Origin of the sequence: Thermus altitudinis (assembly GCF_022760835.1) — a bacterium.
Taxonomy (GTDB): Bacteria; Deinococcota; Deinococci; order Deinococcales; family Thermaceae; genus Thermus; species Thermus altitudinis.
In genome coordinates, this window is record NZ_JAKTNQ010000001.1 from 124,929 (window position 1) to 148,342 (window position 23,414).

19 protein-coding genes are annotated in these 23,414 nt (G+C 65.9%); 7 read left to right on the forward strand and 12 right to left on the reverse strand.

Annotation, left to right across the window (positions count from 1 at the left end; genetic code table 11):
* Positions 1–8 precede the first annotated feature (8 nt).
* Positions 9–680 (forward strand): V-type ATP synthase subunit D, encoded by a 672-nt coding sequence (gene atpD / locus L0D16_RS00640; RefSeq protein WP_243029408.1) that lies wholly within the window; start codon positions 9–11, stop codon positions 678–680.
* 54 nt (positions 681–734) lie between these two features.
* Here atpD and acnA read toward each other — a convergent pair whose 3' ends face one another.
* From acnA to L0D16_RS00675, 7 genes are all read right to left on the reverse strand, one after another.
* Positions 735–3,440 carry an aconitate hydratase AcnA gene (gene acnA / locus L0D16_RS00645; protein ID WP_243029409.1) on the reverse strand — a complete coding sequence of 902 codons (2,706 nt, stop codon included), beginning with the start codon at positions 3,438–3,440 and terminating at the stop codon, positions 735–737.
* A 132-nt stretch (positions 3,441–3,572) separates the two neighbouring features.
* A complete protein-coding gene (locus L0D16_RS00650; RefSeq protein ID WP_243029410.1) occupies positions 3,573–4,328 on the reverse strand; it encodes an alpha/beta hydrolase in 756 nt (251 codons plus the stop codon).
* Between the two features lie 2 nt (positions 4,329–4,330).
* Positions 4,331–7,630, reverse strand: coding sequence for an efflux RND transporter permease subunit (locus L0D16_RS00655; RefSeq protein WP_243029411.1), 3,300 nt, complete (start codon positions 7,628–7,630; stop codon positions 4,331–4,333).
* A complete protein-coding gene (locus L0D16_RS00660; RefSeq protein ID WP_243029412.1) occupies positions 7,627–8,823 on the reverse strand; it encodes an efflux RND transporter periplasmic adaptor subunit in 1,197 nt (398 codons plus the stop codon). Before L0D16_RS00660 ends, L0D16_RS00655 begins: the two co-directional genes overlap by 4 nt.
* Before the next feature lie 10 nt (positions 8,824–8,833).
* On the reverse strand, positions 8,834–9,802 hold the full coding sequence (locus L0D16_RS00665; protein ID WP_243029413.1) for a TolC family protein: 969 nt from the start codon (positions 9,800–9,802) through the stop codon (positions 8,834–8,836).
* Positions 9,799–11,064, reverse strand: a complete 1,266-nt coding sequence (locus L0D16_RS00670; protein ID WP_243029414.1) for a TolC family protein — start codon at positions 11,062–11,064, stop codon at positions 9,799–9,801. Before L0D16_RS00670 ends, L0D16_RS00665 begins: the two co-directional genes overlap by 4 nt.
* Positions 11,057–11,491 (reverse strand): MarR family winged helix-turn-helix transcriptional regulator, encoded by a 435-nt coding sequence (locus tag L0D16_RS00675; protein ID WP_243029415.1) that lies wholly within the window; start codon positions 11,489–11,491, stop codon positions 11,057–11,059. Before L0D16_RS00675 ends, L0D16_RS00670 begins: the two co-directional genes overlap by 8 nt.
* 81 nt (positions 11,492–11,572) lie before the next feature.
* Here L0D16_RS00675 and L0D16_RS00680 point away from each other — a divergent pair, with 81 nt between their 5' ends.
* Together L0D16_RS00680 and cdd are read left to right on the forward strand one after the other, a co-directional pair.
* Complete coding sequence (locus L0D16_RS00680) at positions 11,573–12,898, forward strand: hemolysin family protein (protein ID WP_243029416.1); 1,326 nt, start codon at positions 11,573–11,575, stop codon at positions 12,896–12,898.
* On the forward strand, positions 12,885–13,253 hold the full coding sequence (gene cdd, locus L0D16_RS00685) for a cytidine deaminase (RefSeq protein WP_243029417.1): 369 nt from the start codon (positions 12,885–12,887) through the stop codon (positions 13,251–13,253). The genes L0D16_RS00680 and cdd overlap by 14 nt, the downstream gene beginning before the upstream one ends.
* Here cdd and L0D16_RS00690 read toward each other — a convergent pair.
* From L0D16_RS00690 to L0D16_RS00700, 3 genes are read right to left on the reverse strand one after another with little or no spacing between them, the layout of a single operon-like run.
* Complete coding sequence (locus tag L0D16_RS00690) at positions 13,250–13,912, reverse strand: LEA/WHy family protein (protein WP_243029418.1); 663 nt, start codon at positions 13,910–13,912, stop codon at positions 13,250–13,252. The genes cdd and L0D16_RS00690 overlap by 4 nt on opposite strands.
* Positions 13,909–14,760, reverse strand: a complete 852-nt coding sequence (locus tag L0D16_RS00695; RefSeq protein WP_243029419.1) for a dihydrodipicolinate synthase family protein — start codon at positions 14,758–14,760, stop codon at positions 13,909–13,911. Before L0D16_RS00695 ends, L0D16_RS00690 begins: the two co-directional genes overlap by 4 nt.
* Entirely contained in the window at positions 14,757–16,688 is a 1,932-nt protein-coding gene (locus L0D16_RS00700; RefSeq protein WP_243029420.1) for a hypothetical protein, read from the reverse strand. The genes L0D16_RS00695 and L0D16_RS00700 overlap by 4 nt, the downstream gene beginning before the upstream one ends.
* A gap of 17 nt (positions 16,689–16,705) precedes the next feature.
* On the opposite strand from L0D16_RS00700, the gene sdaAB reads away from it, so the two are divergent.
* On the forward strand, positions 16,706–17,368 hold the full coding sequence (gene sdaAB, locus L0D16_RS00705) for an L-serine ammonia-lyase, iron-sulfur-dependent subunit beta (protein ID WP_243029421.1): 663 nt from the start codon (positions 16,706–16,708) through the stop codon (positions 17,366–17,368).
* Here sdaAB and L0D16_RS00710 read toward each other — a convergent pair.
* On the reverse strand, positions 17,365–18,348 hold the full coding sequence (locus L0D16_RS00710) for a sensor histidine kinase (RefSeq protein WP_243029422.1): 984 nt from the start codon (positions 18,346–18,348) through the stop codon (positions 17,365–17,367). The two genes, sdaAB and L0D16_RS00710, sit on opposite strands and share 4 nt — an antisense overlap.
* Positions 18,338–20,164: a translation elongation factor 4 gene (gene lepA / locus L0D16_RS00715; RefSeq protein ID WP_243029423.1), complete on the reverse strand. Its 1,827-nt coding sequence runs from the start codon at positions 20,162–20,164 to the stop codon at positions 18,338–18,340. The genes L0D16_RS00710 and lepA overlap by 11 nt, the downstream gene beginning before the upstream one ends.
* A 69-nt stretch (positions 20,165–20,233) precedes the next feature.
* Here lepA and L0D16_RS00720 point away from each other — a divergent pair, with 69 nt between their 5' ends.
* The 3 genes from L0D16_RS00720 to L0D16_RS00730 are packed head-to-tail and all read left to right on the forward strand — an operon-like array spanning position 20,234 to position 23,412.
* Positions 20,234–21,115: a GGDEF domain-containing protein gene (locus L0D16_RS00720; protein ID WP_243029424.1), complete on the forward strand. Its 882-nt coding sequence runs from the start codon at positions 20,234–20,236 to the stop codon at positions 21,113–21,115.
* Positions 21,116–21,154: 39 nt separating this feature from the next.
* Positions 21,155–22,273, forward strand: coding sequence for an acyl-CoA dehydrogenase family protein (locus tag L0D16_RS00725; RefSeq protein ID WP_243029425.1), 1,119 nt, complete (start codon positions 21,155–21,157; stop codon positions 22,271–22,273).
* Complete coding sequence (locus L0D16_RS00730) at positions 22,258–23,412, forward strand: thiolase family protein (RefSeq protein ID WP_243029426.1); 1,155 nt, start codon at positions 22,258–22,260, stop codon at positions 23,410–23,412. Before L0D16_RS00725 ends, L0D16_RS00730 begins: the two co-directional genes overlap by 16 nt.
* Positions 23,413–23,414 lie beyond the last annotated feature (2 nt).

Genomic DNA, 23,414 nt, shown 5'->3' on the forward strand with positions numbered 1-23,414 from the left:
GAGGTCCTATGAGCCAGGTCAGCCCCACCCGCATGAACCTTCTGCAGCGGCGCGGCCAGATGCGCCTGGCGCAGAAGGGGGTGGACCTCCTCAAAAAGAAGCGGGATGCCCTGGTGGCGGAGTTCTTCGGCCTGGTGCGGGAGGCCCTCGAGGCTCGCAAGGCCCTGAACCAGGCGGCCCAGGAAGCTTACGGGGCTTTGCTCCTGGCCCAGGCCTTTGACGGGCCGGAGGCGGTGGCCGCGGCGGCCCTGGGGGTGCGTCCCTTGGAAAAGGTGGAGGCGGAGGTGGAAAACGTCTGGGGGAGCAAGGTGCCCAGGCTTAGGGTCACCTTTTCCGATGGGGCCCTTCTTTCCCCGGTGGGCACCCCCGCCTACACCCTGGAGGCCGCCCGGGCCTTCCGCCGTTACGCCGAGGCCCTGTTCCAGGTGGCCAACACGGAAACCCGCCTCAAAAAGATCGGGGAGGAGATCAAGAAGACCACCCGCCGGGTGAACGCCCTGGAGCAGGTGGTGATTCCCGGAATCCGGGGCCAGATCCGCTTCATCCAGCAGGTTCTGGAGCAACGGGAAAGGGAGGATACCTTCCGCCTGAAGCGCATCAAGGGCAAGATTGAGGCCCGGGAGGCGGAGGAGGAGGGGGGCCGCCCCAACCCCCACCTGGAGATCGGCGCAGGGCTTTAGCGCTCTCCTAAAAGGAGGCCCCGGGGCACAGCCCCGGGGCCTCTTTGCCCTTCGCTACTGGGCCTTGGCCTCCTTCAGCATGTTGAGGAGCACCGTTTGCAGGATGCCCCCGTTCCTGTAGTAGTCCACCTCCACCGGGGTGTCCAGGCGGGCGGTGGCCTGGAAGCGAACCTCCGTGCCGTCTTCCCTTCGCGCCACCACCTCCACCTTTTTGCGGGGGGTTAGGTCCTCAAGCCCCAGGATGTCGTAGACCTCGTAGCCCGTGAGGCCCAGGGTTTCCCGGTTCTCCCCGGGCAGGAACTCCAGGGGCAACACCCCCATCCCCACCAGGTTGGAGCGGTGGATCCTCTCAAAGCTTTCCGCCAGCACCGCCTTGATGCCCAGGAGGAAGGTACCCTTGGCGGCCCAGTCGCGGCTACTGCCCGTGCCGTACTCCTTCCCGGCGATCACCAGAAGGGGTGTGCCCTCCTCTTGGTAGCGCAGGGCCACGTTGTACACAAAGTCAACATCGCCCTCGGGAAGCTTCTTGGCGTAGCCCCCTTCCACCCCATCCAGCATCAGGTTCTTGATGCGGATGTTGGCGAAGGTGCCCCGCATCATCACCTGGTGGTTGCCGCGCCGGGAGCCGTAGGAGTTGAAGTCCTCCGGCTTGACCCCCTTGGAGATCAGGTACTGGCCCGCGGGGCTCTTCACGGGGATGGCCCCGGCGGGGGAGATGTGGTCGGTGGTCACGGAATCCCCCAGGACCAGAAGCACCCTGGCCCCCCGGATATCCCCCACCCGGTGCTGGCCCAGGTTCTGGAAGAAGGGGGGCTTTTGGATGTAGGTGCTCCCGGGGTCCCAGGCGAAAAGCTCCCCGGTGGGGGCGGGGAGGGCCTGCCAGCGCTCGTCCCCCTCAAAGACCTTGGCGTACTCCTTCTTGAAGAGCTCGGGGTCCAGGGTCTTGGCCATGGCCTGGCGGATCTCCTCCATGGAGGGCCAGATGTCCTTGAGGTAGACGGGCTTGCCGTTGGGGTCGTAGCCCAGGGGCTCCGTGGTGAAGTCCACGTCCATGCGGCCCGCCAGGGCGTAGGCCACCACCAGCATGGGGCTTGCCAGGTAGTTGGCCTTCACGTGGGGGTTGATGCGCCCCTCAAAGTTGCGGTTCCCGGAGAGCACCGCGGCCACCACCAGGTTCCCCTCCTCCACCGCCTTGGCGATGTCCTCGGGCAGGGGACCGGAGTTGCCGATGCAGGTGGTGCACCCGTAGCCCACCACGTGGAAGCGCAGGGCCTCGAGGAAGGGCAAAAGCCCGCTGGCCTCCAGGTAGTCCGTCACCACCTTGGAACCTGGGGCCAGGGAGCTTTTCACCCAGGGCTTGGTGTCCAGCCCCGCCTCCACCGCTTTCTTGGCCAAAAGCCCTGCTCCCAGCATCACCGTGGGGTTGGAGGTGTTGGTGCAGCTGGTGATGGCGGCGATGACCACCGAGCCGTGGGCGAGCTCAAACTCCTCCTGGTGCCGCTTGACCAGGACCTTCTGGCCAAGCTGGTCCGGCCCAAGGCCAAACCCCCGTTCCTTCACCGGCTTGGTGAGGTGGGCGAGGAAGCTTCCCTTCACCTCCCTAAGGGCCACCCGGTCCTGGGGCCTCTTGGGGCCGGCCAGGGAGGGCTCCACCGTGGAGAGGTCCAGCTCCAGGGTTTCCGAGTAGCGCACCTTTTCCTCAGCCTCGGGGGTGCGGAAAAGCCCCACCGCCTTGGTGTAGGCCTCCACCAGGGCGACGAGCTCCTCAGGGCGGCCCGTGAGCCTCAGGTAGTTCAAGGTCTCCTCGTCCACGGGGAAGAAGCCCATGGTGGCCCCGTACTCGGGGGCCATGTTGGCGATGGTGGCCCGGTCCGCCAGGGAGAGCTTGGCCACCCCGGGGCCAAAGAACTCCACGAACTTGCCCACCACCCCGTGTTTGCGCAGGATCTCGGTGATGGTGAGGACCAGGTCCGTGGCTGTGGCCCCTTCGGGAAGCTCCCCATAGAGCTTGAATCCCACCACCTTGGGGGCCAGCATGTAGTAGGGCTGCCCCAGCATCACCGCCTCGGCCTCTATGCCCCCCACGCCCCAGCCCAAAACGCCCAGGCCGTTCACCATGGTGGTGTGGCTGTCGGTGCCCACCAGGCTATCGGGGAAGGCCAGGGTAAGGCCCTCCACCTCCTGGGTCATCACCACCTTGGCCAGGTACTCCAGGTTCACCTGGTGAACGATGCCGGTGCCGGGGGGCACCACCCGGAAGTTCTCCAGGGCCCCTTGGGCCCACTTGAGGAGGAGGTAGCGCTCCCGGTTCCTTTCGTACTCCTTTTCCACGTTGTAAAAGAAGGCGTAGGCGGTGCCGAAGGCGTCCACCTGCACCGAGTGGTCAATGACCAAATCGGCGGGCACCACGGGGTTGATGCGTCTGGGGTCCCCGCCCCGCTCGGCCACGGCGTCCCGCATGGCCGCCAGGTCCACCACCGCCGGCACCCCGGTGAAGTCCTGAAGGATGACCCGGGCTAGCTTCAGGGGCACATTGATCTCCCCGGGCTCCGGAGTCCAGCGGGCCAGGGCCTCAATATCCTCCTTGGTTACCTGGTAGCCGTCCTCGTTTCTTAGGAGGCTTTCCAGCATGATGCGGATGGAGAAGGGGAGCCGGCTTACCTCGGCAAGGCCCTTCCTCTCCAGTTCCGTAAGGTCAAAGTACCCGTAGGTGCCGCTTGGGGTGTGAAGGCTCTTAAGCGTTTGCAGGCTATCCTTCATGCGTGCTCCTTTCCCTTCCCCCCCTTTCCCTAGAGGGCAAGGCCACCCTGATGTGGGCAGGGCTGGGCTAGGGGTGGGTTTTAGGGGGAAGTGTTCCGAGGGGGGGCGCCCGCCCCGGCTTTTCCCACTATATCACCGGATGAGTGTCTGGGGTGGGGGTGGTGCGGTAAGGTCCAAGCCTTCCAGGAAAAGGAGCACCTCTTCCGCAATCTCCGGCCAAAGGGCCTCCCGGGGCCTTGTGGCGGGCCGGTCCCCCTTCTGGGGGCCATAGGCCCCGAAGCCCGCGTGGTTCAGGCCTTCTATGAAGACCACCCGGGCATTCTTGGGTAAGCGCCGGGCCTTTTGTCGGGCTTCCTCGAGGGGCAGAAGGCCATCCTCGGTGCCGTAGAGGGCTAGGGTGGGGAGGGTTTCCCGGCTGAGGTCCTCCTCGGGGTAGCTGGCGAAGAGGATAAGGGGGAGCTTCTCCCGGACAGCCAGCTCGGCGGCGGCCACGCCCCCTAGGCTATGCCCCCCTACCACCAGGGGAAGATGGGGATGGGCCCTGTGGGCCTCCAAGGCCCTTTCCTTGCCCAAGAGGGCGATGCCGGAGGGGACCTTGAGGAGGACCACCAGGTACCCCGCCTGGGCCACGGGGGCCAGGACCGGGGCGTAGGCCAAGGGTTCCACCCGGGCCCCAGGGTAAAAGGCCAGGAGGGCCTTGGGGGTCTTGGGAATGAGGGCCAGGCCATACGGCGCCTCCTGCACCTTAAGGCCTCCCCCTTGGAGGGCCTCCTGGGCCAGGGGCTCGGCCTTCAAAGGCCTAAGGAAGTAGTAGGCCACCCCCACCACGGCCAAGGCCAGGAGCAAGGCCCCCAGGCCGATTAGGATCAGGATCTTTCTGGCAACCATGGTTACCGCAGGACCGGTTCCTCCTTGCTTCGGCGCTCAAAGGCGTAGAAAGCCGCGGGTACCACGAAGAGGGTGAGGAGGGTGGAGGAAAGGAGCCCTCCCAGGATGATCACCCCCAAGGGTCTACGGTACTCCGCTCCTTCCCCGGTGCCTAGAAGCAAAGGCAGGCTAATGATAAGCACGGTTAGGCTGGTCATGAGGATAGGCCGTAGACGGAGCCGGGCGGCCTCCACCAGGGCTTCCTTTAGGGGTTTTTCCCGCATGCGCCGCACGGCGAAGTCCAGAAGCAAAATGGCGTTTTTGGTCACCAGGCCGATCAGCATCACTACCCCCAGGACGCTGATCACGTCCAGGCCCGTGCCCAGAAGGTAGGTGAGCCAAAAGGCGCCCACCAAGGCCAAGGGCACGGGGAGAAGGAGGTAAAGGGGGTAGCGCCAAGCGTTGAACTGGCTGGCGATGACCAGGTAGTTGAGGACCAGGGCCAGGGCGAAGGCCAGGGGGGCCAGGCGGGCCAGTTCCCCGGTGAAGCTCCCCAGCCCCGTGGCCAGGAGCTCCACCCCATCGCCCAGAAGCCCCTTCTCCTTGAGCTCGGCCTCCAGCTCCCGTTGGATTTGGAAGCTGCCCGGGGCATCGGGCTTCAGGTTGATGTTGATGCCCGCGGCATAGGCCTGGTTGCGCCTCGAGATCAAGGTGGGTCCCGGCCGCTCCTCAAGCCGTCCTAGGCTCCCTAAGGGCAGGAAGCCTCCCAGGGCCGGGGCATAGATGGGAAGGGAGAGGAGATCGGTTTCCCGGCCCAGGCGCAGGGGATCGGCTTGGACCACGACGGCCAGCTCCTCGCCGCTCCTCCTGGCGGTGGCCGCCTGGGAGCCCGAGAGGTAGAGGCGTAGGGTCTGGGCCACGTCCAAAGGGGTGAGGCCGGTGCCGGAAAGGCGGGAGGGGTCCGGGAGGAAGACCCGTTCCCGCTGGGTGGCCTCGAGGGTGTTCTTCACGTTGAGCACATAGGGTTTCTCGGCAATCACCTCGGTGATCTCCATCACCCGCTTTTCCAGGAGGCCCCGGTCAGGGCTGGTCACGAAGAACTGCAGGTCCGCATCCCCAGCCTCGGGGCCGGTTTGGGCCAGGACCCGGAGGTCGGCCCCGGGAAAGTCCTTCAGAAGGGCCTTCCCCTCCCGGTTGAAGGCCTCGGTGAGGGAGAAGATATCCTGCCGTTCCCCTTTGGGCTTGAGGACGATCTGCAGCTGGACCCGGCTGGGATCCCCCACCTGGGCCCCCCCGGTGGCGCTGGCCCCCACGGTGGTCACCACCCGCTTCACCGCGGGGTGGGAGAGGAAGTAGGCCTCGAGGACCCTGGCCGCCCGGTCGGAGACCGCCAAGGGGGTGTCCTTGGGCAGGAGCAGGGTGGCGGTGAGGACTCCGGTGTCGGAGCGGGGGGTGAAGTTGAAGGGGATCAGGGGCAGGATGGGCAGGATGGAGAGGAAGGCCAAGGCGGCCAGGACCAAGACCCCCCCAGGCCGCCTTAGGACTAGGCCCAGGCTTCGGGCGTAGGCCTCGGTGAGGCGGCGCATACCGCCTTCGGCGCTGCCGTGGAGGAGGTGGGTGAGGGCCCCGGCCAGGTCCCAAAGGAAGCGGCCCAGGTAGCGGAGTAGGCCCAGAAAGGTAGGGTAGAGGGGAAGGAGCAGGAGGAAAAGGGGCCCCAAGCGGTACAGGAAAAGGGCCAGGCCCAGGCCCAAGGCTAGGCCCCAGGGCGTCCTAAAGCCCCGGCGGTAGGCCCAGCGCAGGTCCTCGGGCAGGAGGCGAAGGGCCAAGAGGGCTTCCCGAGGGCTTGGGGGCTCGGGGTCGGGGAAGTAGGCCAGGCGCACGGTGAGGAAGAGGAGGGCTTCCAGCCAGCTCACGGCGATGGCCGCGGCCATGCCCAGGCCGAACTGCTGGAAGATCTGGCCGATGATGCCGGGGAGGAAGCTGATGGGTAGGAAGACGGCCAGGAGGCTCAAGGTGGCGGCGGCCACGGCCACGGAAACCTCGCTGGCCCCCTTTAGCACCGCTTCCTTGGGGCTATAGCCCAGGCGGCGGTAGCGGTCAATGTTCTCCGCCACCACGATGGAGTCGTCCACCACGATGCCCACCGCCACGGTAAGGGCCAGGAGGCTGATGAGGTTGTAGGTGAAGCCCAGAAGGCCAAAAAGGAGTATGGCCCCGGAAAGGGTGATGGGGATGGCCAGGATCACGGAAAACACCGAGTTCAGCTTGCCCAGGAATACCAGGACCACCACGGAAACCGCCACGGCCGCCAAGAAGGCCTCCCGTACCGTGTCCAAAACCGCGGCCCGGATAAAGCGGGTGCTGTCCAGGGCGATTTCCGTCTGGTAGCCCCGGGGAAGCTGGACCTCCCCTAGGGCCTTCTTGACCCCATCGGCCACGGCCACGGCGTTGGAGTCCGGGGTTTTGACCACCGCCAGGAGCACGGCGGGGCGGCCGTTTACCCGGTTCAGGGTGCTGGCCTCCTCCGCCCTTTCCTCCACCCGGGCCACATCCCCCACCCGTAGGCCACGGGAGGGATCCAAAAGGATGGCGGCCACCTCCTGGGCGGTGGCCGGGGTGTTGCGCAGGGTGTAGACCAGGCGCTTTTCCCCTTCCGTGAGGCTTCCCACGGGTAGGTTCAGGGCGGAGCTGGAAAGGGCCTGCACCACCTGGCCAGGGGCCACGCCCAGGGCCTGCAGGCGGTCGGGGTCCAAGTAGACCCGGATGGCCCGCCTGGGCGCCCCGGTGAGGCGGATGTCCGCCACCCCGGGGACCAGCTGGAGCCTGGGCTTTAGGGTGCGCTCCGCGTAGCGGAGCACCTGGGAAAGCTCTTCCCCGGGAGCCTCGAGGGCGATGTAGAGGATAGGGGTCGCCGAGGGGTCAAACTTCTGCACCACAGGGGGCGAGGCGTCCTTGGGAAGCTGGGCCCGGGCGGCGGCCACCTTCTGGCTCACCTCCACCGCCACCTTGTCCACATCCACCCCCTGCTGGAACTGCACGAAGACCAGGCTGAAGCCTTCCGTGGAGCTACTGCCGATGGTATCCACCCCGCTTAGGGTGGAAAGGGCGTCCTCCAGGGGCTTGGATACCTGCTCCGCCACCTCCTCGGGGCCAGCCCCTGGGTAGCCCGTGGAAACCGCCACCACCGGCACGCTGAAACGGGGAAGGAGTTCCACCCCGAGCCCAAGCCCCAGGATTAAGCCCACCAGCACCAAGCCCACGAAGATGGCGGTGGCGAAGACGAAGCGCTCCACGAAAAAGGCCACCAGAGGGTTTTCCCTCACCGGACCACCTCCACGGGGTCGTTGTCCTTAAGGCCTTCGGGGACAGGATGGATCACCCGGCTATTGGGTTCCACGCCCTCCACCGCCGCCTGGCCGGCCTCCTGGGCCAGGAGGCGCACGGGAAGGCTTTGGGCTTTGCCCTCCTTGACCACAAAGACCCGGGCCTCCCCATTCCGGATCTGGATGCTGGCTAAGGGAAGGAGGATGCCCTCGGCCAGCCTTAGGCGGTAGCGCACCTCGGCGGGGCCTGGGAGAAGCGTGCCCTCCGGCTTCAGGACCACCTCCACCAGCCGGGTCTGGCCCGGCAGATCGGTTTTGCGCAAGAGGCGGGCCGCCACCTCCTGGCCGTTTTGCCTAAGGAGGAAGGGGGTTTCGGGCGTAAGGGAGGCGGCCTGGTCTGGGGGAAGGTACAGCTTGGCCAGGAGGCGCTCCGTGGTGGCCAGGCGGAAGGCCCGGCTTCCCGCTCCCAGGAACTCCCCCTCCTTAACGAGGACCTCCACCACTTCCCCGGCGAAGGGAGCCCGGACCACGCTTTCCCGGAGATTCCTCTCCGCCTGGCGCACCTGGAGCCTGGCGGCCTCCACCTGGAGCTCAAGAAGGCGGATGTCCTCGGCCCGCTCCAGGCGGGAAAGGGCCTCCTTGGCGTTTTGGTAGGCGCTTTCCGCCTGGCGGTACTGGGCCTCGAGGACCTTGAGGTCCAAGGGGGCCAAGGCCCCCACCGCAAGCAGGGCCTGGCCCTCCTCATAGCGCCTTTTGGCCGCCTGGAGCTGGGCCTCCGCCGCCTGGAGCTGGGCCTTGAGGGCGGCCTGGTTCCCTGAGAGCTGGTTTCGGCCGCGCTCCAGGTTGGCCTCGGCTTGCTTTAGGTTCAGCCTTGCGGCCTCCAGGGCCTCCTGGAAGGGGGCGGGGTCCAAAAAGACCACCCCCTCCCCCGCCTGTACCCGGGTGCCGGGGGGAAGGGTTCTTAGGACCCTCCCCGAGGCGCCTGCCGCCACCAGGCTATCCTTTTCCGCCTGCAAGGTGGCGGAGGCCCGGACCTCCCGCTCCAGAAGGCCCCTTTGGGCGGGGACCGTGCGAACCTCCAGGGCCTGGGGTTTCCCTGGGGCCTGGGACGGGGCCTCCTTCTTGGGGGCGCAGGCGCCCAGGAGGAAGAGGGTGAGGCCTAGGGTGAGGGGCAAGATAGGGGCTTTGGGCATTCCGTCCTCCTTAACGGCTGGCCAGAAGGCCGTAGTAGGCCTTGAGGTAGGCGTGCTTGGCCTGTTCCCAGGACAGTTGGGCTTGCCTTAGGGAAAGCTCCTGCTGCAACAGGCCAAGCCGGCTGGTGAGCCCGGCCTGGAAACGCTTTTCCTCGGCTCGGTAGCGCTCCTGGGCTGCCCGGTAAGCCTCCTCCGCCGCCTTTACCCCCTGCAGGAGGGGGGAGAGCTGGCGGTACCTGGCCTCCAGGCCCAGTCTGAGGGTGCGTTCCAGGTTGGCCAGGTTGGTCTCCAGGGTTCGGATCTGGTCCTCGAGGGCCTCTATCTCCCTCCTGGCCACGAAGCTTTCGTCCATGAGCCCCCTTTGGAAGCGCAAAAGCTCCAGGGACTGGCTTAGTTGGAGGAGGTCCACGTGTTCCTGCAAAAGGGCCTCCACCACCTCCTTTCCTGGAAGGGAAGGCAGTTCGCCCACGCTTTGGGGTTTCCATTCCCCCACCAGGTTGGCCAGGGCGGCCAAGGCGCTATCCCGCCCCCTTTGGGCCAGTTCCAGGTTCTTCCTAGCTTCCAGGAGGCGGTTTTGCGCCTCCAGGAGGTCCAGGCTGGTGGCGCCACCCCCTTTGAGGCGGATCTCCGTGGCCTTAAGCCCCAGCTCGGCCACCTCCACCGCTTTTTCCGCCAGGCCCACCTGCAGGAGGGCCTCAAAGGCCTGGGTATAGGCGGAAACGATCTCGCTTTCCGCCTGGGCCAGGGCTCGTTTGCGCCGGGCCTCGGCCAAATCCCTGGCCTGGCGTGCTTGCAGTTCGGCCAGGGCGGTGCGCAAGGGGTCCTGGAGGGTGCGCTCCAGGTCTTTCTGCCGGGTTGCGGATTCCAGCCGGGCTGTGACCACCGCCGCCACCTCCGGGGCCTTCTTCAGGGCCTCGGGGAGGGGTTGGGCTAGGCTAGGGGCCAGGAGAAAAAGGAGGGCTAGGGCAATCTTTTTCATGGGATTACCTCCGGTAAGAGTTCGCCGTAAAACTGGTAGAGGTCCATCCACTTGCTTCGCAGATCGCTTTCCGCCTGGGCCAGGGCCAGCTCCGCTTGCAGAAGGGCAAACTCCGCCTGCAGCAGGGCCAGGGGACTCTCTAGGCCCAGTTCCAGGCGCCTTTTCGTTTCCGCCAAGGCCCTTTCCTGGGCACCGTGGCGGAGGCGGGCCAGTTCCAGGGCCATCCTCTTGGCCTTAAGGGAGTTCTCCAGGGTTTCCCCCTGGAGCCGGGCCTGCATCTCGGCCCCTTTCAGGGCTTCCTCGGCTCCCCGCACCTGGGCCTCGGCCGCCTCCAGGGCCGCGAAAAGGCCAGGGGTGAGGGTTAGGGAAAGGGAAAGCCGAAGCTCCTCGGCGATGCGGTAGCTGCCGCCGGGCAGGCTGGTGGGCCGTTGCCCCGGGTCCTGCCGGGTGTAGGCCAGGGTGGGTTGCAGGGTCCGGCTGGAAAGGCTTAGGGTCAGGGTGTCGTTTCCACTTGGGTAGAGGAGGTAGCTGGCCTTGACCTCGGGGAAGAGGGCGCGAAAGGAGGCGGAGTAGGCGATTCTGGCCTCCTCGAGGCTCAGGCGGGCTTCTTCCAGGGCCAGGGGGGTGGTGCCCTGGGGCGGGGGGATCTCGGGGAGGGGCTTGGTGAGGTCCACCAGGCCCTCTGCCCCCTTTCTGGCCAGCTCCACGCTCCTTTGGGCGTCCAGGAGGCGGTTTTCGGCTTCCTTCAGGGCCAGTTCCGCCTCCCGGAGTTCCTTGGGGTTGGCCTGGCGCTTCCTGGCCGCCTCGAGGGCCGCCTGGGCCAGCTCCCACCCTTTTTGCGCCAGTTTTTCCCCCAAGAGGGCCAGCTGGTAACGGCCGTATGCGGCCACCGCCTGGGCCTGCAGGGCGGTGAGGGCCTTGCGGTACGCGAGTTCCGCCCGCCGGTAGGCGATCCTAGCCCGCCTTTGGGCGTCTTGGGTGTCGCCAAAGGGGAAGGGGGTGAGGACCAGGGCCAGGGTGAGGCTCCCGGCGGTGCCGGGCAGGCTGGAGCACAGGGAGGAAGGGGTGCACTCGTAGCCCAGCCGGGCGTAGTTCCCCTGGAGGTTCAGGGCCAGGGGGGAGGATTGGGCCTCCAAGCCCTTGGCGGCAGCGTCCAGAAGCGCCTGGGCCTGGAGGGCTAGGGGGTGGTTTCGCAAGGGGGCTAGGGCGCCTTGGGCCAAGGCGGGAAGGAAGAGGAGGAATAGGCTGAGGAGCCTAGGCACCTTCCACCTCCGTGAGTTTGCGCAGCAGGTTGCGGAAGAGGTTCAGTTCCTCCGGGGAAAGGCGGGCCAGGTGCTGGCCATAGGCCCTTAGCCAGGCCTCTTGCAGGCGCTTTTGCACCGCCTCCCCCTTGGGGGTGAGGCGCAGGAGCACCCTACGGCGGTCCTCGGGGTCGGGCTGGCGCTTGAGGAGGCCGGCTTCTTCCATGGAGGCCAGGAGGTGGGAGACCTGGGAGGGAAGGACCTCGAGGTGCTCCGCTATCCGGGAAGGCACCTGGATTCCCTCCTTCACCAAACGGAGCACCTCTGCCTGGAGGAGGGAGAGGCCTTCTTGGGTGAAGGTTTCCTTGGCGCGGGCAAGGAGAAGGCGCATCAAGGCGTAGCCCAGCCGGGAAAGCTCTTCCACCAGGGGGGCAGGAGGACCGTTCATACCTTTCAACTATACACGGAGATCAATAAAAACCTGGGCCTGCCCCACACTTTCCCATGGTGTACAATGGCGGAAGGTGATATGGACAGACCTCCCAGTCGGTGGCTCTTCTTCCTGCCCTTCGGTTCCCTAGCCCTGGCCCAATCCCAAGCCCCAAACCCTGGGGACCTTTTTCTTTTGGTCCTTCTCCTGGGCCTTTCCGCCTTCTTCTCCGCCAGCGAAACCGCCTTCACCACCCTTTACCCCTGGAAGGTAAGGGAGCTTGCGGAAACCCAGGGGGGGCCTTTCCGGCTCCTTTCCCAGGACATCACCCGTTTCCTCACCACCATTTTGGTGGGCAACAACCTGGTGAACATCGCCGCCACCGCCTTGGTGACGGACCTGGCCACCCGGGCCTTCGGTTCCCTGGGGGTGGGGGTGGCCACCGGGGCCATGACCTTCCTCATCCTGTTCTTTGGGGAGATCACCCCCAAGTCCATCGCCGTCCACCATGCCGTGCCCTTGGCCCGGGTGGCCGCCTGGCCCATCTATTTCTTCTCCATCCTCCTCTACCCGGTGGGCCGGTTCTTCAGCCTGGTTTCGGGTTTTGTCCTCAGGGTGTTGGGCCTCGAGCCCCGGGATACGCCTTTGGTTTCCGAGCACGAGCTTAAGCTCATCCTGGCGGGGGCGGAGGAATCGGGAACCATTGAGGCCCAGGAGGAGGAGATGATCCACTCCATCCTGGAGCTGGAGGAAACCCCGGTGCGGGAGATCATGACTCCCCGGGTGGAGATGGTGGCCATTGAGGCCGAGGCCAGCCTGGAGGAGTTCCTCCATCTCTTCCGCGAGCACCGCTACAGCCGGGTCCCCGTCTATAAGGAAAGCGTGGACCACATCGTGGGGGTGGCCTACGCCAAGGACCTCCTGGACTACTACTGTGAGGAGGACCTTAGGGGGCGTACCGTGGCCTCCATTGCCCACCCTCCCTATTTCGTTCCCGAGAACATGGATGCCTGGACGCTTCTCCGGGAGCTTCGCCGGCGCAAGGTGCACATGGCCATCGTGGTGGACGAGTTCGGGGGTACGGCAGGCCTGGTCACCATGGAGGACGTGATGGAGGAGATCGTGGGGGAGATCTACGACGAAACCGACGAGCCGGAGGATGCGGCCATCCGCCGCCTTCCCGACGGCTCCCTTTCCATCCAGGCCCAAACCCCCGTGGACGAGGTTTCCGAGGCCCTGGGGGTGGAGCTTCCCGAAGGGGAGTACGACACCCTTTCCGGCTTCCTCTACGAGCAGTTTGGCCGCATCCCCAGCGTGGGGGAGAGCGTGGAGTGGCAGGGGTTCCGCTTCGTGGTGGAGAGCGCCGACCAGCGCCGCATAGAACGGGTACGGGTGGAAAGGCTGGTGGAGCATGGAGAGGGTTAGGCAGGTTCTCGTGGCCCACCTGGAAAGGGCCTACGCTCCCTACTCCCGCTTTCCCGTGGTGGCCTTGGTGGAGGCGGAAGGGGAGAGCTTTCTTGGGGTCAACGTGGAAAACGCCTCCTTCCCCCTCTCCCAGTGTGCGGAAAGGAATGCGGTGGCCGCCATGGTCCTGGCGGGGAAAAGGCGCATAGACCGGGTGCACATCTATAGCCCCAAAGGGCCCATCCCCCCGTGCGGGGGGTGCCGCCAGGTGCTCTTGGAGTTTGGTACCCCCGGGACCGAGGTGGTGATGCACGGGCCCGAGGGCTATGTGGTGAAGACCCTGGGGGAGCTTCTGCCCTTGGGCTTCAAGTTCTAAAGGGGCAGGACCAGCTGCTGGCGGAAGAAACCTGGGACCTCGAGGGTAAGCTCCAGTCTTCCCGCGCCCCTTTCCAGACCCGGCCTGAAGCCCACCACCTGGAGCCTCCCTTCCCCTTTCGCTGGCAGGTCTACCTGGACCCGGAAGCTTTGCCCCAGGAGGACCAGATTCCCTTCCACCTTGAGGGGAAGGGGATTGGGGTTTTCCAAGAAGAAGTTCACCCCTGCCCGGCGCACCCTAAGGGGTTCCAAGGGAAAGGCCAGCCGGGTGCGGAAGAAGGTGAGGGTTTGGCCTAGGGTGCGGCCCTCCAGGGCCACCTCCACCCCCTCCCGGGAAAGGAGGGCCTGGGCCGTGGACAAGGCCCCCTTGGGGGTAAGCCGAACGGGGAGGACCTCCTCTTTCCTTCCAGGGGGTAGGCTGAGGTCCAGGGGCACCGTCACCTCCCCCACCCGGAGCCGGGTGCCGAAGGTGGCAAGGGGCAGGGGGAAGGGATTGGGGTTTTGGAACTCCACCCTTACCCCCAGGAGGAGGGCGGGTTCCGGGCTAAGCTCAAAACCCCGGATCTCGGCTCCTAGGAAACGGGCTTCCGGGGTAAGGGCTTGGGGTGCGCAAGCAGCCAGAAAGCTTAGCGCCAGGACTAGCAGGGAAGCCTTTCTCATAGGATCCACCCCTCTTCCTTTAGCCTATCCAGAACCGGAAGGAATCTGGGCCAAAGGGGGCTTTCCGTGGGATAGGGGGGCCTGGGGTACCCTGCAGGCAGGCCCAGGTGGCGTAGGGCCTGCTTGAGGAGGGGTACCCCTCCCTGGGAGAGGAGGTTCCCTAAGGGGAAGAGCCCTTTTTGCAGGGCCTGGGCCTTCGCCAACTGTCCGCTGCGGAAGGCTTCCACGAGGGCCCGGTAGGCCCTAGGGGCCAGGTTGGCCGCGGCCAGGATGCCCCCTTCGGCTCCCAGGGCCAAAGCCCCCAGGAAGGTGGGGGCGTGGCCGGTGAAGACCCGGAAATCCCTCAGATGGGCCTGGTAAAAGGCCAGACGGGAGAGGTCCCCGCTGGAGTCCTTGATCCCAAGGATCCGGGGGTGCTGGGCCAGGCTCTCCACTGCGGCAAGGGGGAGGTCCACCTTGGTGTTCTGGGGCACGTGGTAAAGGAACACGGGCATCCTCTCCGCCAGGGCCTGGTAGTAGGCCACCAGCCCCTGGCCCAGGCTGGCGTGGTAGTACCGGGGTGGGGTGGCTAAGAGGGCCATGGCCCCCGCTTCCTGGGCCTCGAGGAGGGCCCGCTCCGCCTGGGGTAGGGTTTCCTCCATGAGGCCCACCAGGAAGGGTTTCCGGGGCTTTAGGGCCCGAAGCCCCCTGGCCCTTTCCTCCGGGGTCAGGTGGACGCCTTCCCCGTTGGAGCCGTAGATGAGGAACCCGTCCACCAAGGGTTCTAGGGCTTCCGCCAGTTGGCGAAAGGCCTCCGCATCCAGGCGGCCCTCCCGGTCAAAGGGGGTGGGGATGGGGGGAAGGATCATGCGGGCCTCCTTAGGCTAAGGACCAGCGCCAGGAGGTGGAGCCCATAGGCCAGGATCAGGAAGGTGGGTGTCTGGCCCTCCAGCACGGCAAAAAGCCCGTAGGCGGCCAGGAGGAGGAGGACAAGGCCCAGCCCGGAGGAGAACCCCAGACTCCCCGGCACCAGAAGGCGCACCCCCAGGGCCCAGGAGGGGGGGACCGGGGCCCTGCGCCGGGGCAGCAGGAAGGTGAGGAGGTGGTAGAGGAGGAGGAGGCCAAAGCCAGCGAAGATCCAGGGCTTCGTCCTTTCGGGAAGGGGGATGCCCAGGCGCAAAAACCCCCGGAGCGGATCCTCTTGCAGGCGCCTAAGCTCCACCTGGAGGAGGGCCAGGTAAAGGGTCCGGAAGGTGGGGCCTGGTTCCCTGGCTCCCCAGGGGTCCTGGCCCAGGTGCAAGGCGGTGCGGATGGGGCCCTCGAGGGGAGCCTGGCGGAAGGCTTGGGCCAAGGAGGCCTCGTCCCCCCTGAGGGCCAAGGCGAAGGGCAAGGAGGCTTCCTTCAGGAGGCCCAGGGCCTCCTTGGGGGTCTCCGCCAGAAGGGCGTAGCCCAGAAGGGCCTTGGCCTCAGGGGTGGGGGGCAGGGTGCGCAGCCAGTCCTGGGCTTTTTGGGTGCGGAGGGTCCCCTGGTCCAAGGGGGGGGCGAAAAGCTCCCCCCGCACCCGGGCGTCCAGTCCCTGCAGGAGGAAGCCCAGGCCAAGGGCTAGGAAGAGGGCCAGGGCCAGCACCCGTTCCCCCAGGCTGGCGTAGGCCAGGTGGAGGTGCCTGAAGCGTAGGAGTGGGTGCTTCCAGAACCCGCCCAGGTAGCCGCCAAGGGGCTTCAGGTCCTTTAACTGGGCAGGTAGGTAGAAGAGGAAGAGGTAGAGCATGAGGGCCAGGTATGCCAGGCCCAGGGTCCAAAGGGCAGGGGGAAGCAGGGTAAGCTGCGGGGGAAGCCAGGCTCTTAGGAGTTTCTCTGCTTCGCGGAAGCGCAAGGCCTGGGCAGGGTACCCCTGGGCCTCGAGGTACAGGGCCGTTTCCCTAAAAAAGGCCAACGAGCCGGGGAAAAGGGGAGTGTAGCGGAGAAGGGTCTGGGCCAGGAGAAGGGCCTTTTCGGGATCCTTCTGCCGTAAAGAGCGGGAGGTCTCGGCCATGCGGGCCACTTCCGCCTGGCCGAAGAGGAGTTCCGGCCTGTGGCCCCGGGCCAGGAGGTCCTGGCCGTAGGCCTCCAGGTCCTCCGGGGTGAGGGTGGCGGGGTCTTGGGTCCAGTAGGCGAAGTAAGGCCAAGGCTTAGGCGGGTTGAGGGCCTGGAGGAGGGAGCCTAGGGTTTGTAGGTCCTCCCCATGGCCCTCAAAGGGCAGCCGCGGGAAGGGGATGGGCAGGACCCAGTCTCCCTGTAGGAGGACCTCGGGGCCTGGGCGGAGGGCCAGGATGCGGGCCGGGGCGAAGTGGAAGGACAGGGTTTCCCCCTTGAGGCTGGTTTCCACCACCAAAAGCCCCTGGGCCACGAACACCTTATCCCCCTGGACCAAAGGGCCCAACCAGTCCCCCGGGGGCAGGGCTAGGAGGCCCCAGGGGAGCTTAAGGCCTTCCTGCGTCAGCTCGGGGGTGGTGGGGGCAAGGGCGGCGAAGCGGGCTTCCAAGGCACCGGCGGGAAGGGAAAGTCGGACGCGGTATTCCCCGGGGGCCTTGGGGCTTAGCTCCAGCTGGAACCTTCCCTTCTGGACCTCCACCTCCAGGGTCTGCTGCCCTTCTGGTCCCTCCAGCACCAGGGGGAAGCGCCCCTCGGGCAGGTCCCTACCCTCCAGGACCACGGGCTTGCCCACCTGGACTTCTTTCGGGGCCACGAGGCTTTGGCCCAGAACCGGGAGTCCCACGGCCAAGAGGAGGCCGATGGCCCGGGTCAGGAACGTGCGCATGGGGTTATTCTACAAGCATGGGTCTTTTAGACATGATCGGCCCGGTGATGGTGGGGCCTTCCTCCAGCCACACCGCCGGGGCCTGCCGCCTGGCCCTTTTGGCCCGGCATCTCTTGGGGGAAAGGCCCAGGCGGGTGGAGTTTGGCCTGCACGGTTCCTTTGCCAAAACGGGAAAGGGCCACGGTACCCACCTGGCCTTGGTGGCAGGGATTTTGGGCTTCAAGCCCGACGACGAAAGGCTTAAGGAAAGCCTGCGCCTGGCGGAAGGGGAAGGGGTGGAAGTGGTCTTCAAGACGGTGGAGCTAGGGGATGTGCACCCCAACACCGTGCGCATGGTCCTGGAGGGGGAGAAGGAGCGCATCACCGTTACGGGTAGCTCCCTGGGAGGGGGGTTGGTGCGCATCTTTGACCTGGATGGCTTTGAGGTGCGTATCACTGGGGCCGCTCCCACCTTGGTCATCCGCAACGTGGATACCCCGGGCGTGGTGGCCCGGGTGGCCCGGATCCTGGCCGATGACGAGGTCAACATTGCCTACCTCACGGTAAGCCGCAAGAAGCGGGGTGGGGAGGCCATGATGAGCCTGGAGGTGGACCGGCCCCTTTCCGAGGTTCCCCTGAGGTACCTGGAGCACCTTTCCTACATCCTCTGGGTGCGGCAGATTCCTCCGGTGATGGACTAAAGCTCCCTGGCGGAGGGGAGTTCCAAGCGCAAACACGCTCCGCCCAAGGGGCTTTTGCAGGCTAAGAGCCTCCCCCCGTGGGCCTCGGCCACCCGCTTGGCGGTGTAGAGGCCGAGCCCTGAGCTTCCCCGTAGGCCCTGCCCTTGGCGGAAGGGCTGGGCCAGGGCCTCGAGGGGCAGGGGAAGCCCTTTCCCGTCGTCCTCCACCTGTATGGCGCCCTCTTCCACCCAGATGCGCACCTGGGTCTTGGCGTGGCGCAGGGCATTGCCCAGGAGGTTGGCCAGGGCCCGTTCCACAAGGAGCCTCTCCCCCCGGGCCACGCCCGCCCCCTCCACCCTCAAGGCGATTCCCCGCCTCTTGGCCTCTTCCCCGTACCGCAACAGGAGATCCTCGGCCAAGGCCCTGAGGTTTAGGGTTTCCCGCTGGGGGGTCCGGGCCTCGAGGCGGGAGAGGGCCAGGAGGTTTTCCACCAGGAGGTGGGCCTGGGTCAACTCTCGCCTCAGGGCTAAAAGGAGCTCCACCCGCTTTTCGCGGCCCAGGTGGTCGGCCCTTTCCAGGTACTCCAGGGCGCGGATGGCGGAGAGAAGGGGGGTCTTAAGGTCATGGGCCAGGGCCCCGTAAAAGGCCTCCCTGGCCTCCATCAGGCGTTGCAGGCGTTGAAGAAGCTCTCCGAAGCGGGTGCGGAGGAGGGCGATCTCCCTGGGCGGAGGTTCCTTGGGAGCAGGAAGCCTCAGCTCGCTTACCGGGCCCTCCTTCAGGGAGAGGTAGGCCAGGGTGCGGGTGAGCTCCTCCAGGGGCCGGAGCAGGCTCCGGGCCAGGAGATACCCCACGGCTCCGGAAACCAGGGCGATGAGGAGAAGCCAGAGCACCAAGGGGAGCCATGGACCATTCCCCATGAGGCCCAGGGTGAGGGCTAGGACCAGGTTGGGCAGAAAGGCTAGAAAGGCGATGACCAGGGCCAGCCTTGCCCTAAGGCTCATTCCTCCCCGCCGAAAGCACCGCCAGGAAGGCCTCCTGGGGAACCTCCACCTTGCCGATGGCCTTGAGCCGCTTCTTCCCTTCCTTTTGTTTTTCCAAGAGCTTCTTCTTCCGGGTTACGTCCCCACCGTAGCATTTGGCCAGCACGTCCTTCCTCAGGGCTTTCACCGTGGCCCGGGCGATGATCTTCCCCCCAATGGCCGCCTGGATGGGCACCTCAAAGAGCTGACGGGGGATGACCTCCGCCAGCTTGTCCACCATGGCCCGGGCCAGGGCGTAGGCCTTGTCCCGGTGGGCGATAAAGGTGAGGGCATCCACGGGTTCCCCGTGCACCAGCACGTTGACCTTGACCAGGTCCCCCGGTTGGTAGCCGATCTGCTCGTAATCCATGGAAGCATAGCCCCGGGAAAGGCTCTTCAGGCGGTCGTGGAAGTCGTAGAGGATCTCGGCAAAGGGCACCTGGTAGACCAGTTCCACCCGCTTGGTTTCTCCGGGAAGATAGGTCATGTTCACCAGGCGTCCCCGCTTTTCCTGCACCAGCTGCATGATGGCTCCCACGTACTCCTCGGGGGTAAAGACGGTGAGCTTCACGTAGGGCTCGAGGATCTCCTCTATCTTCGTGGGGTCGGGGAGGTCGGCGGGGTTTAGCACCTCCATCTCCTCCCCGTCCTTCAGGCGCACCTTGTAGACCACGCTGGGGGCGGTGGCGATCAGCTCCAGGCCGAACTCCCGCTCCAACCTCTCCTGCACGATCTCCGCATGGAGAAGCCCCAGGAATCCACAGCGGAAGCCAAAGCCCAAGGCGGTGGAGGTCTCCGGCTCAAAGGAAAGGGCGGCGTCATTTAGCTTCAGCTTTTCCAGGGCGTCCCGTAGCTTGTTATAGTCCCCAGAATCCACGGGGTAGAGTCCCGCGAAGACCACGGGTTTGGCGGGGCGGAAGCCCGGGTAAGGGGCGTCCGTGGGCCTATGGGCGTGGGTGATGGTATCCCCCACCTGGACGTCGTGGATATCCCGGATGGCGGCGACAAGCCAACCCACCTCCCCGGCGGTGAGCTCCTCCACGGGGATGAGCCCTTGGGGGGTGAAGATCCCCACCTTATCCACGGTGAACTCCTTGCCGGTGGAGTAGATGCGGATCCGGTCCCCCGGGCGCACCCGGCCCTCAAAGAGGCGGAGGTAGGGGATCACCCCTTGGTAGGCGTCGTAAAGGGAGTCAAAGATAAGGGCCTTCAAGGGGGCCTCGGGATCCCCCTTGGGGGGAGGGATGCGCTTCACGATGGCCTCGAGGATCTCCTCCACCCCTTCCCCCGTCTTGCCCGAGGCGAAGATGGCCTCGTCGGCGGGAAGGCCCAAGACCTCCTCCACCTCCAGGGCCACCTCCAGGGGCCTGGCGTTGGGAAGGTCAATCTTGTTGATGACGGGGATCATCACGTGGCCGTGCTCCAGGGCCATGTAAAACTTGGCCAAGGTCTCGGCCTCCACCCCCTGGCTGGCATCCACCACCAAAAGAACCCCTTCCACCGCCGCCAAGGCCCGGGAGACCTCGTAGGTGAAGTCCACGTGGCCGGGGGTGTCGATCAGGTTGAAGATGTAGGTTTCCCCGTCCTTGGCCCGGTACTCCACCCGCACGGCGCTGGCCTTGATGGTGATGCCCCTCTCCCGTTCCAGTTCCAGGGAGTCCAAAAACTGCTCCCGCATCTCCCGTTCGCTCACCGCATGGGTCAGCTGCAGGATGCGGTCCGCCAAGGTGGACTTCCCGTGGTCCACGTGGGCGATGATGGAGAAGTTGCGGATGCGCCTGCCATCCATCCTTCCCATCGTCCAGGGTAGGAGGGGCAAAGTCAAGCTGGCTTTACCTGCGGTTTAGGGGGGTGGTTAGAATGCGGCATGTCTCCCGAGATCTGGCCGGGGTTGGTTCGCCTCTACTGGCGTCTGGCCCTGGTTCCTGCGGCATGGATCCCCGTGGTGGCCCTCTACGGGGACCGGGTGATGTACTGGGCCACGGCGCTCTACTGGGGGAGCCTTGTTTTCGCCTATACCTTGGGTAAGCTTACCTGTAAGGACCGCCTGGCGGTGGCCCTGCACCTGGGGGTGGCCTTATTGACCTCCCTCATGAGCCTGGTGGCGCCGCCGGAGAGGGTGGTGCAGGGGCTTTCCGGGGAGGACTGGCGCCTTGGGGTGATGGCCTTCTACACCGTGGGGGCCTATGCCTTTGCCGCCTTTGCCGGCTGGCCCGGGCTTGGATTGGGCCTGGCCTATGTGCTCCTAGCCCCTTGGCCCCAGGAGGAAACCCGCTTCCTGGTGGCCGCGGGGGGGCTTTTGGCGGGCATAGGGGGTTTGAGCGTGGCGGCCATGATCCAGCGCCTTCAGGCCCTGCAAAGCCTCATCCAGAATGAGGCCCTCACCGATTCCTTTACGGGCCTGGCCAACCGGCGTTCCTTGGAGCGTGACTTCTCCAGGCTCCAAGCCCTGGCGGCCCGGGAAGGGCTTTCCCTGGTGCTTTCCCTTTGGGACCTGGATAACCTCAAGGCCGTAAACGACCGGGAGGGGCACCAGGCCGGGGATGCCCTGTACCGGGTAGGTGGGGACGAGTTTGTGGGCCTGCACCTGGGCCTAAGGGATGGTGCCTCCTTGGAGGCCCGGGTTCACGCCCGGTTCCCTTCGGTTTCCGTGGGCTTTAGCCCGGCGGGGGGGCGGGAGCTTTTGCAGGTCCTCGAGGCGGCCGATGGGCTTATGTACCGCAAAAAGGGCGATAAGGGTCCCTTGTAGCGGGGTTTTGGACCGGGTAAACTTTTCCTGGAGGTTCCCTTGGACCTGGAGAGATCCATACGGGAACTGGCCCGGCGCTTTGCCCGGGAGCGCATCCTGCCCCAGGCCAGGTCCTGGGACCAAGAGGCCCGTTTCCCCTGGCCCCTTTTTCGGGAGGCGGCGAGGCTGGGCTTTCCGGTGTTGCTGGTTCCAGAGGAGTTGGGCGGGACCGGGCTTGGGCCGAGGGCCTTGGTCCTGGTGGCGGAGGAGCTGGCCTATGCCTGCACTGGGGTAGCGGCGGCCTTGCTCCTCAACAACCTGGTGGCGGACGCCCTCCTCCTTTCGGGAAGTCCCTACGCCCGAGGCTTCCTTCCCCGGCTTCGGGAGGAGGTGGCCTCCTACGCCCTTACCGAGCCGCATGCGGGCTCGGATGTGGCCGCTATCGGCACCCGGGCGGAAAAGGTGGGGGGAGGGTACCGCCTTTACGGGCGTAAAACCTGGATCAGCCACGCCCCGGAGGCGGCCTTTTTCGTGGTCTTCGCCAAGGTGGCGGAAGGCCGGGAGGGGATGGCCGCTTTCCTGGTGGAGCGGGGGGTGGGAGTGGAGGTGGGGCCCCCTTTGCCCAAGCTGGGGCAGAAGGCTTCCCCGGCGGCGGAGGTGTATCTGGATGGAGCTTTCGTACCCGAGGAGGGCCTGATAGCCCGGGAAGGGTTTGCCCTGGCCATGCGGGTCTTCAACCGCTCCCGGCCCATGGTGGCGGCCCTGGCGGTGGGGCTTTTGCGCAGGGCCCTGGAGGAAGCCTTGGCCTACGCCGCCATTCGGGAGGCCTTTGGCAAACCCCTTTTGGAGCATGAGGGGGTGGGATTTAAGCTGGCGGAGATGTACATGGACTTGGAGGCCGCCCGCCTCCTTACCCTAAAGGCCGCCGAGCGGGCGGAAGAGGGGGAGGAGAACGCCTTAGAAGCGGCCACGGCCAAGTCCTTTGCCGCTGACGCTGCGGTGCGAGGGGTGTCCGAGGCCCTCCAGGTCTTTGGCGGCAACGGCTACAGCGAGGAGTACCCCTTGGCCAAGCTGTACCGTGACGCCAAGGTGCTCCAGATCTACGAGGGAACCTCCGAGATCCAGAGGCTCATCATCCTACGGGAGCTGGCAAGGAGGCGGATATGGGAGAACCGGTGATCCTCGAGGCGGTGCGCACCCCCATCGGTAAGAGGAATGGAGCCCTAAGGGATTGGCGGCCCGATGCCCTTTATGCCCAGGTCTTGAATGGCCTTCTTGATCGGACGGGGATCGACCCCGGCCTCATCGGGGATGTGGTCACGGGCTGTGTGACCCAGGCAGGGGAGCAAGGGGCCAACGTAGGGCGGCTTGCCGTTCTCCTTTCCCGCCTCCCCAAAGAGGTTCCGGCGGTCTCCCTAAACCGCATGTGCGGTTCGGGCCAACAGGCGGTGCATTTTGCTGCCCAAGCCATCGCCGCTGGCGACCTGGACTTCGCCATCGCTGGTGGGGTAGAGAGCATGACCCGGGCCCCTATGTTCTCCGACATTGGGGGAGGCTTCCACACCTTAAACCCGGCCCTTTTCCAGCGTTACGAGCTCGTCCACCAGGGGGAGAGCGCCGAGCGCATCGCCAAGAAGTATGGCCTTTGCCGGGAGGAACTGGACGAATGGGGCTACCTTTCCCACAAACGGGCAGCCCGGGCCATCCAGGAGGGCCGCTTCCGGACCCAGATCCTCCCCTTGGAGGGGGTGGATGGGGAGGGAAGGCCCTTCCTCCTGGACCGGGACGAGGGGGTCCGCTTTGACGTGGACTACGAGAAGATGCTGGCATTAAAACCCGCCTTTCGAGAGGATGGGGTGGTAACCGCCGGGAACTCCAGCCAAATCTCTGACGGGGCTGCTGCCCTTCTCCTAGGGGATCGGGAAAAGGCCTTGGCCCTGGGCCTTCGCCCAAGGGCCCGTTTCCTGGCCCGGGTGGTGGTGGCCGGGGATCCCACCCTGCAGCTCCTGGAGGTGATCCCCGCCACAAAAAGGGCCCTGGAGAAAGCGGGACTTTCCCCTAGGGACCTGGACGTCATAGAGATCAACGAGGCCTTTGCCAGCGTGGTCTTGGCCTTCTTGCGGGAGCTCGGTCCTGACCCTGACAAGGTGAACCCCAACGGCGGGGCCATCGCCCATGGCCATCCCTTAGGGGCCACGGGGGCCATCCTTATGACCAAGCTCCTTTACGAGCTGGAGCGCACCGGGGGGGAGTTTGGCCTGCAGGTGATGTGCATCGGCCATGGGCAGGCCACGGCTACCGTAATCCAGAGGATCTAGGG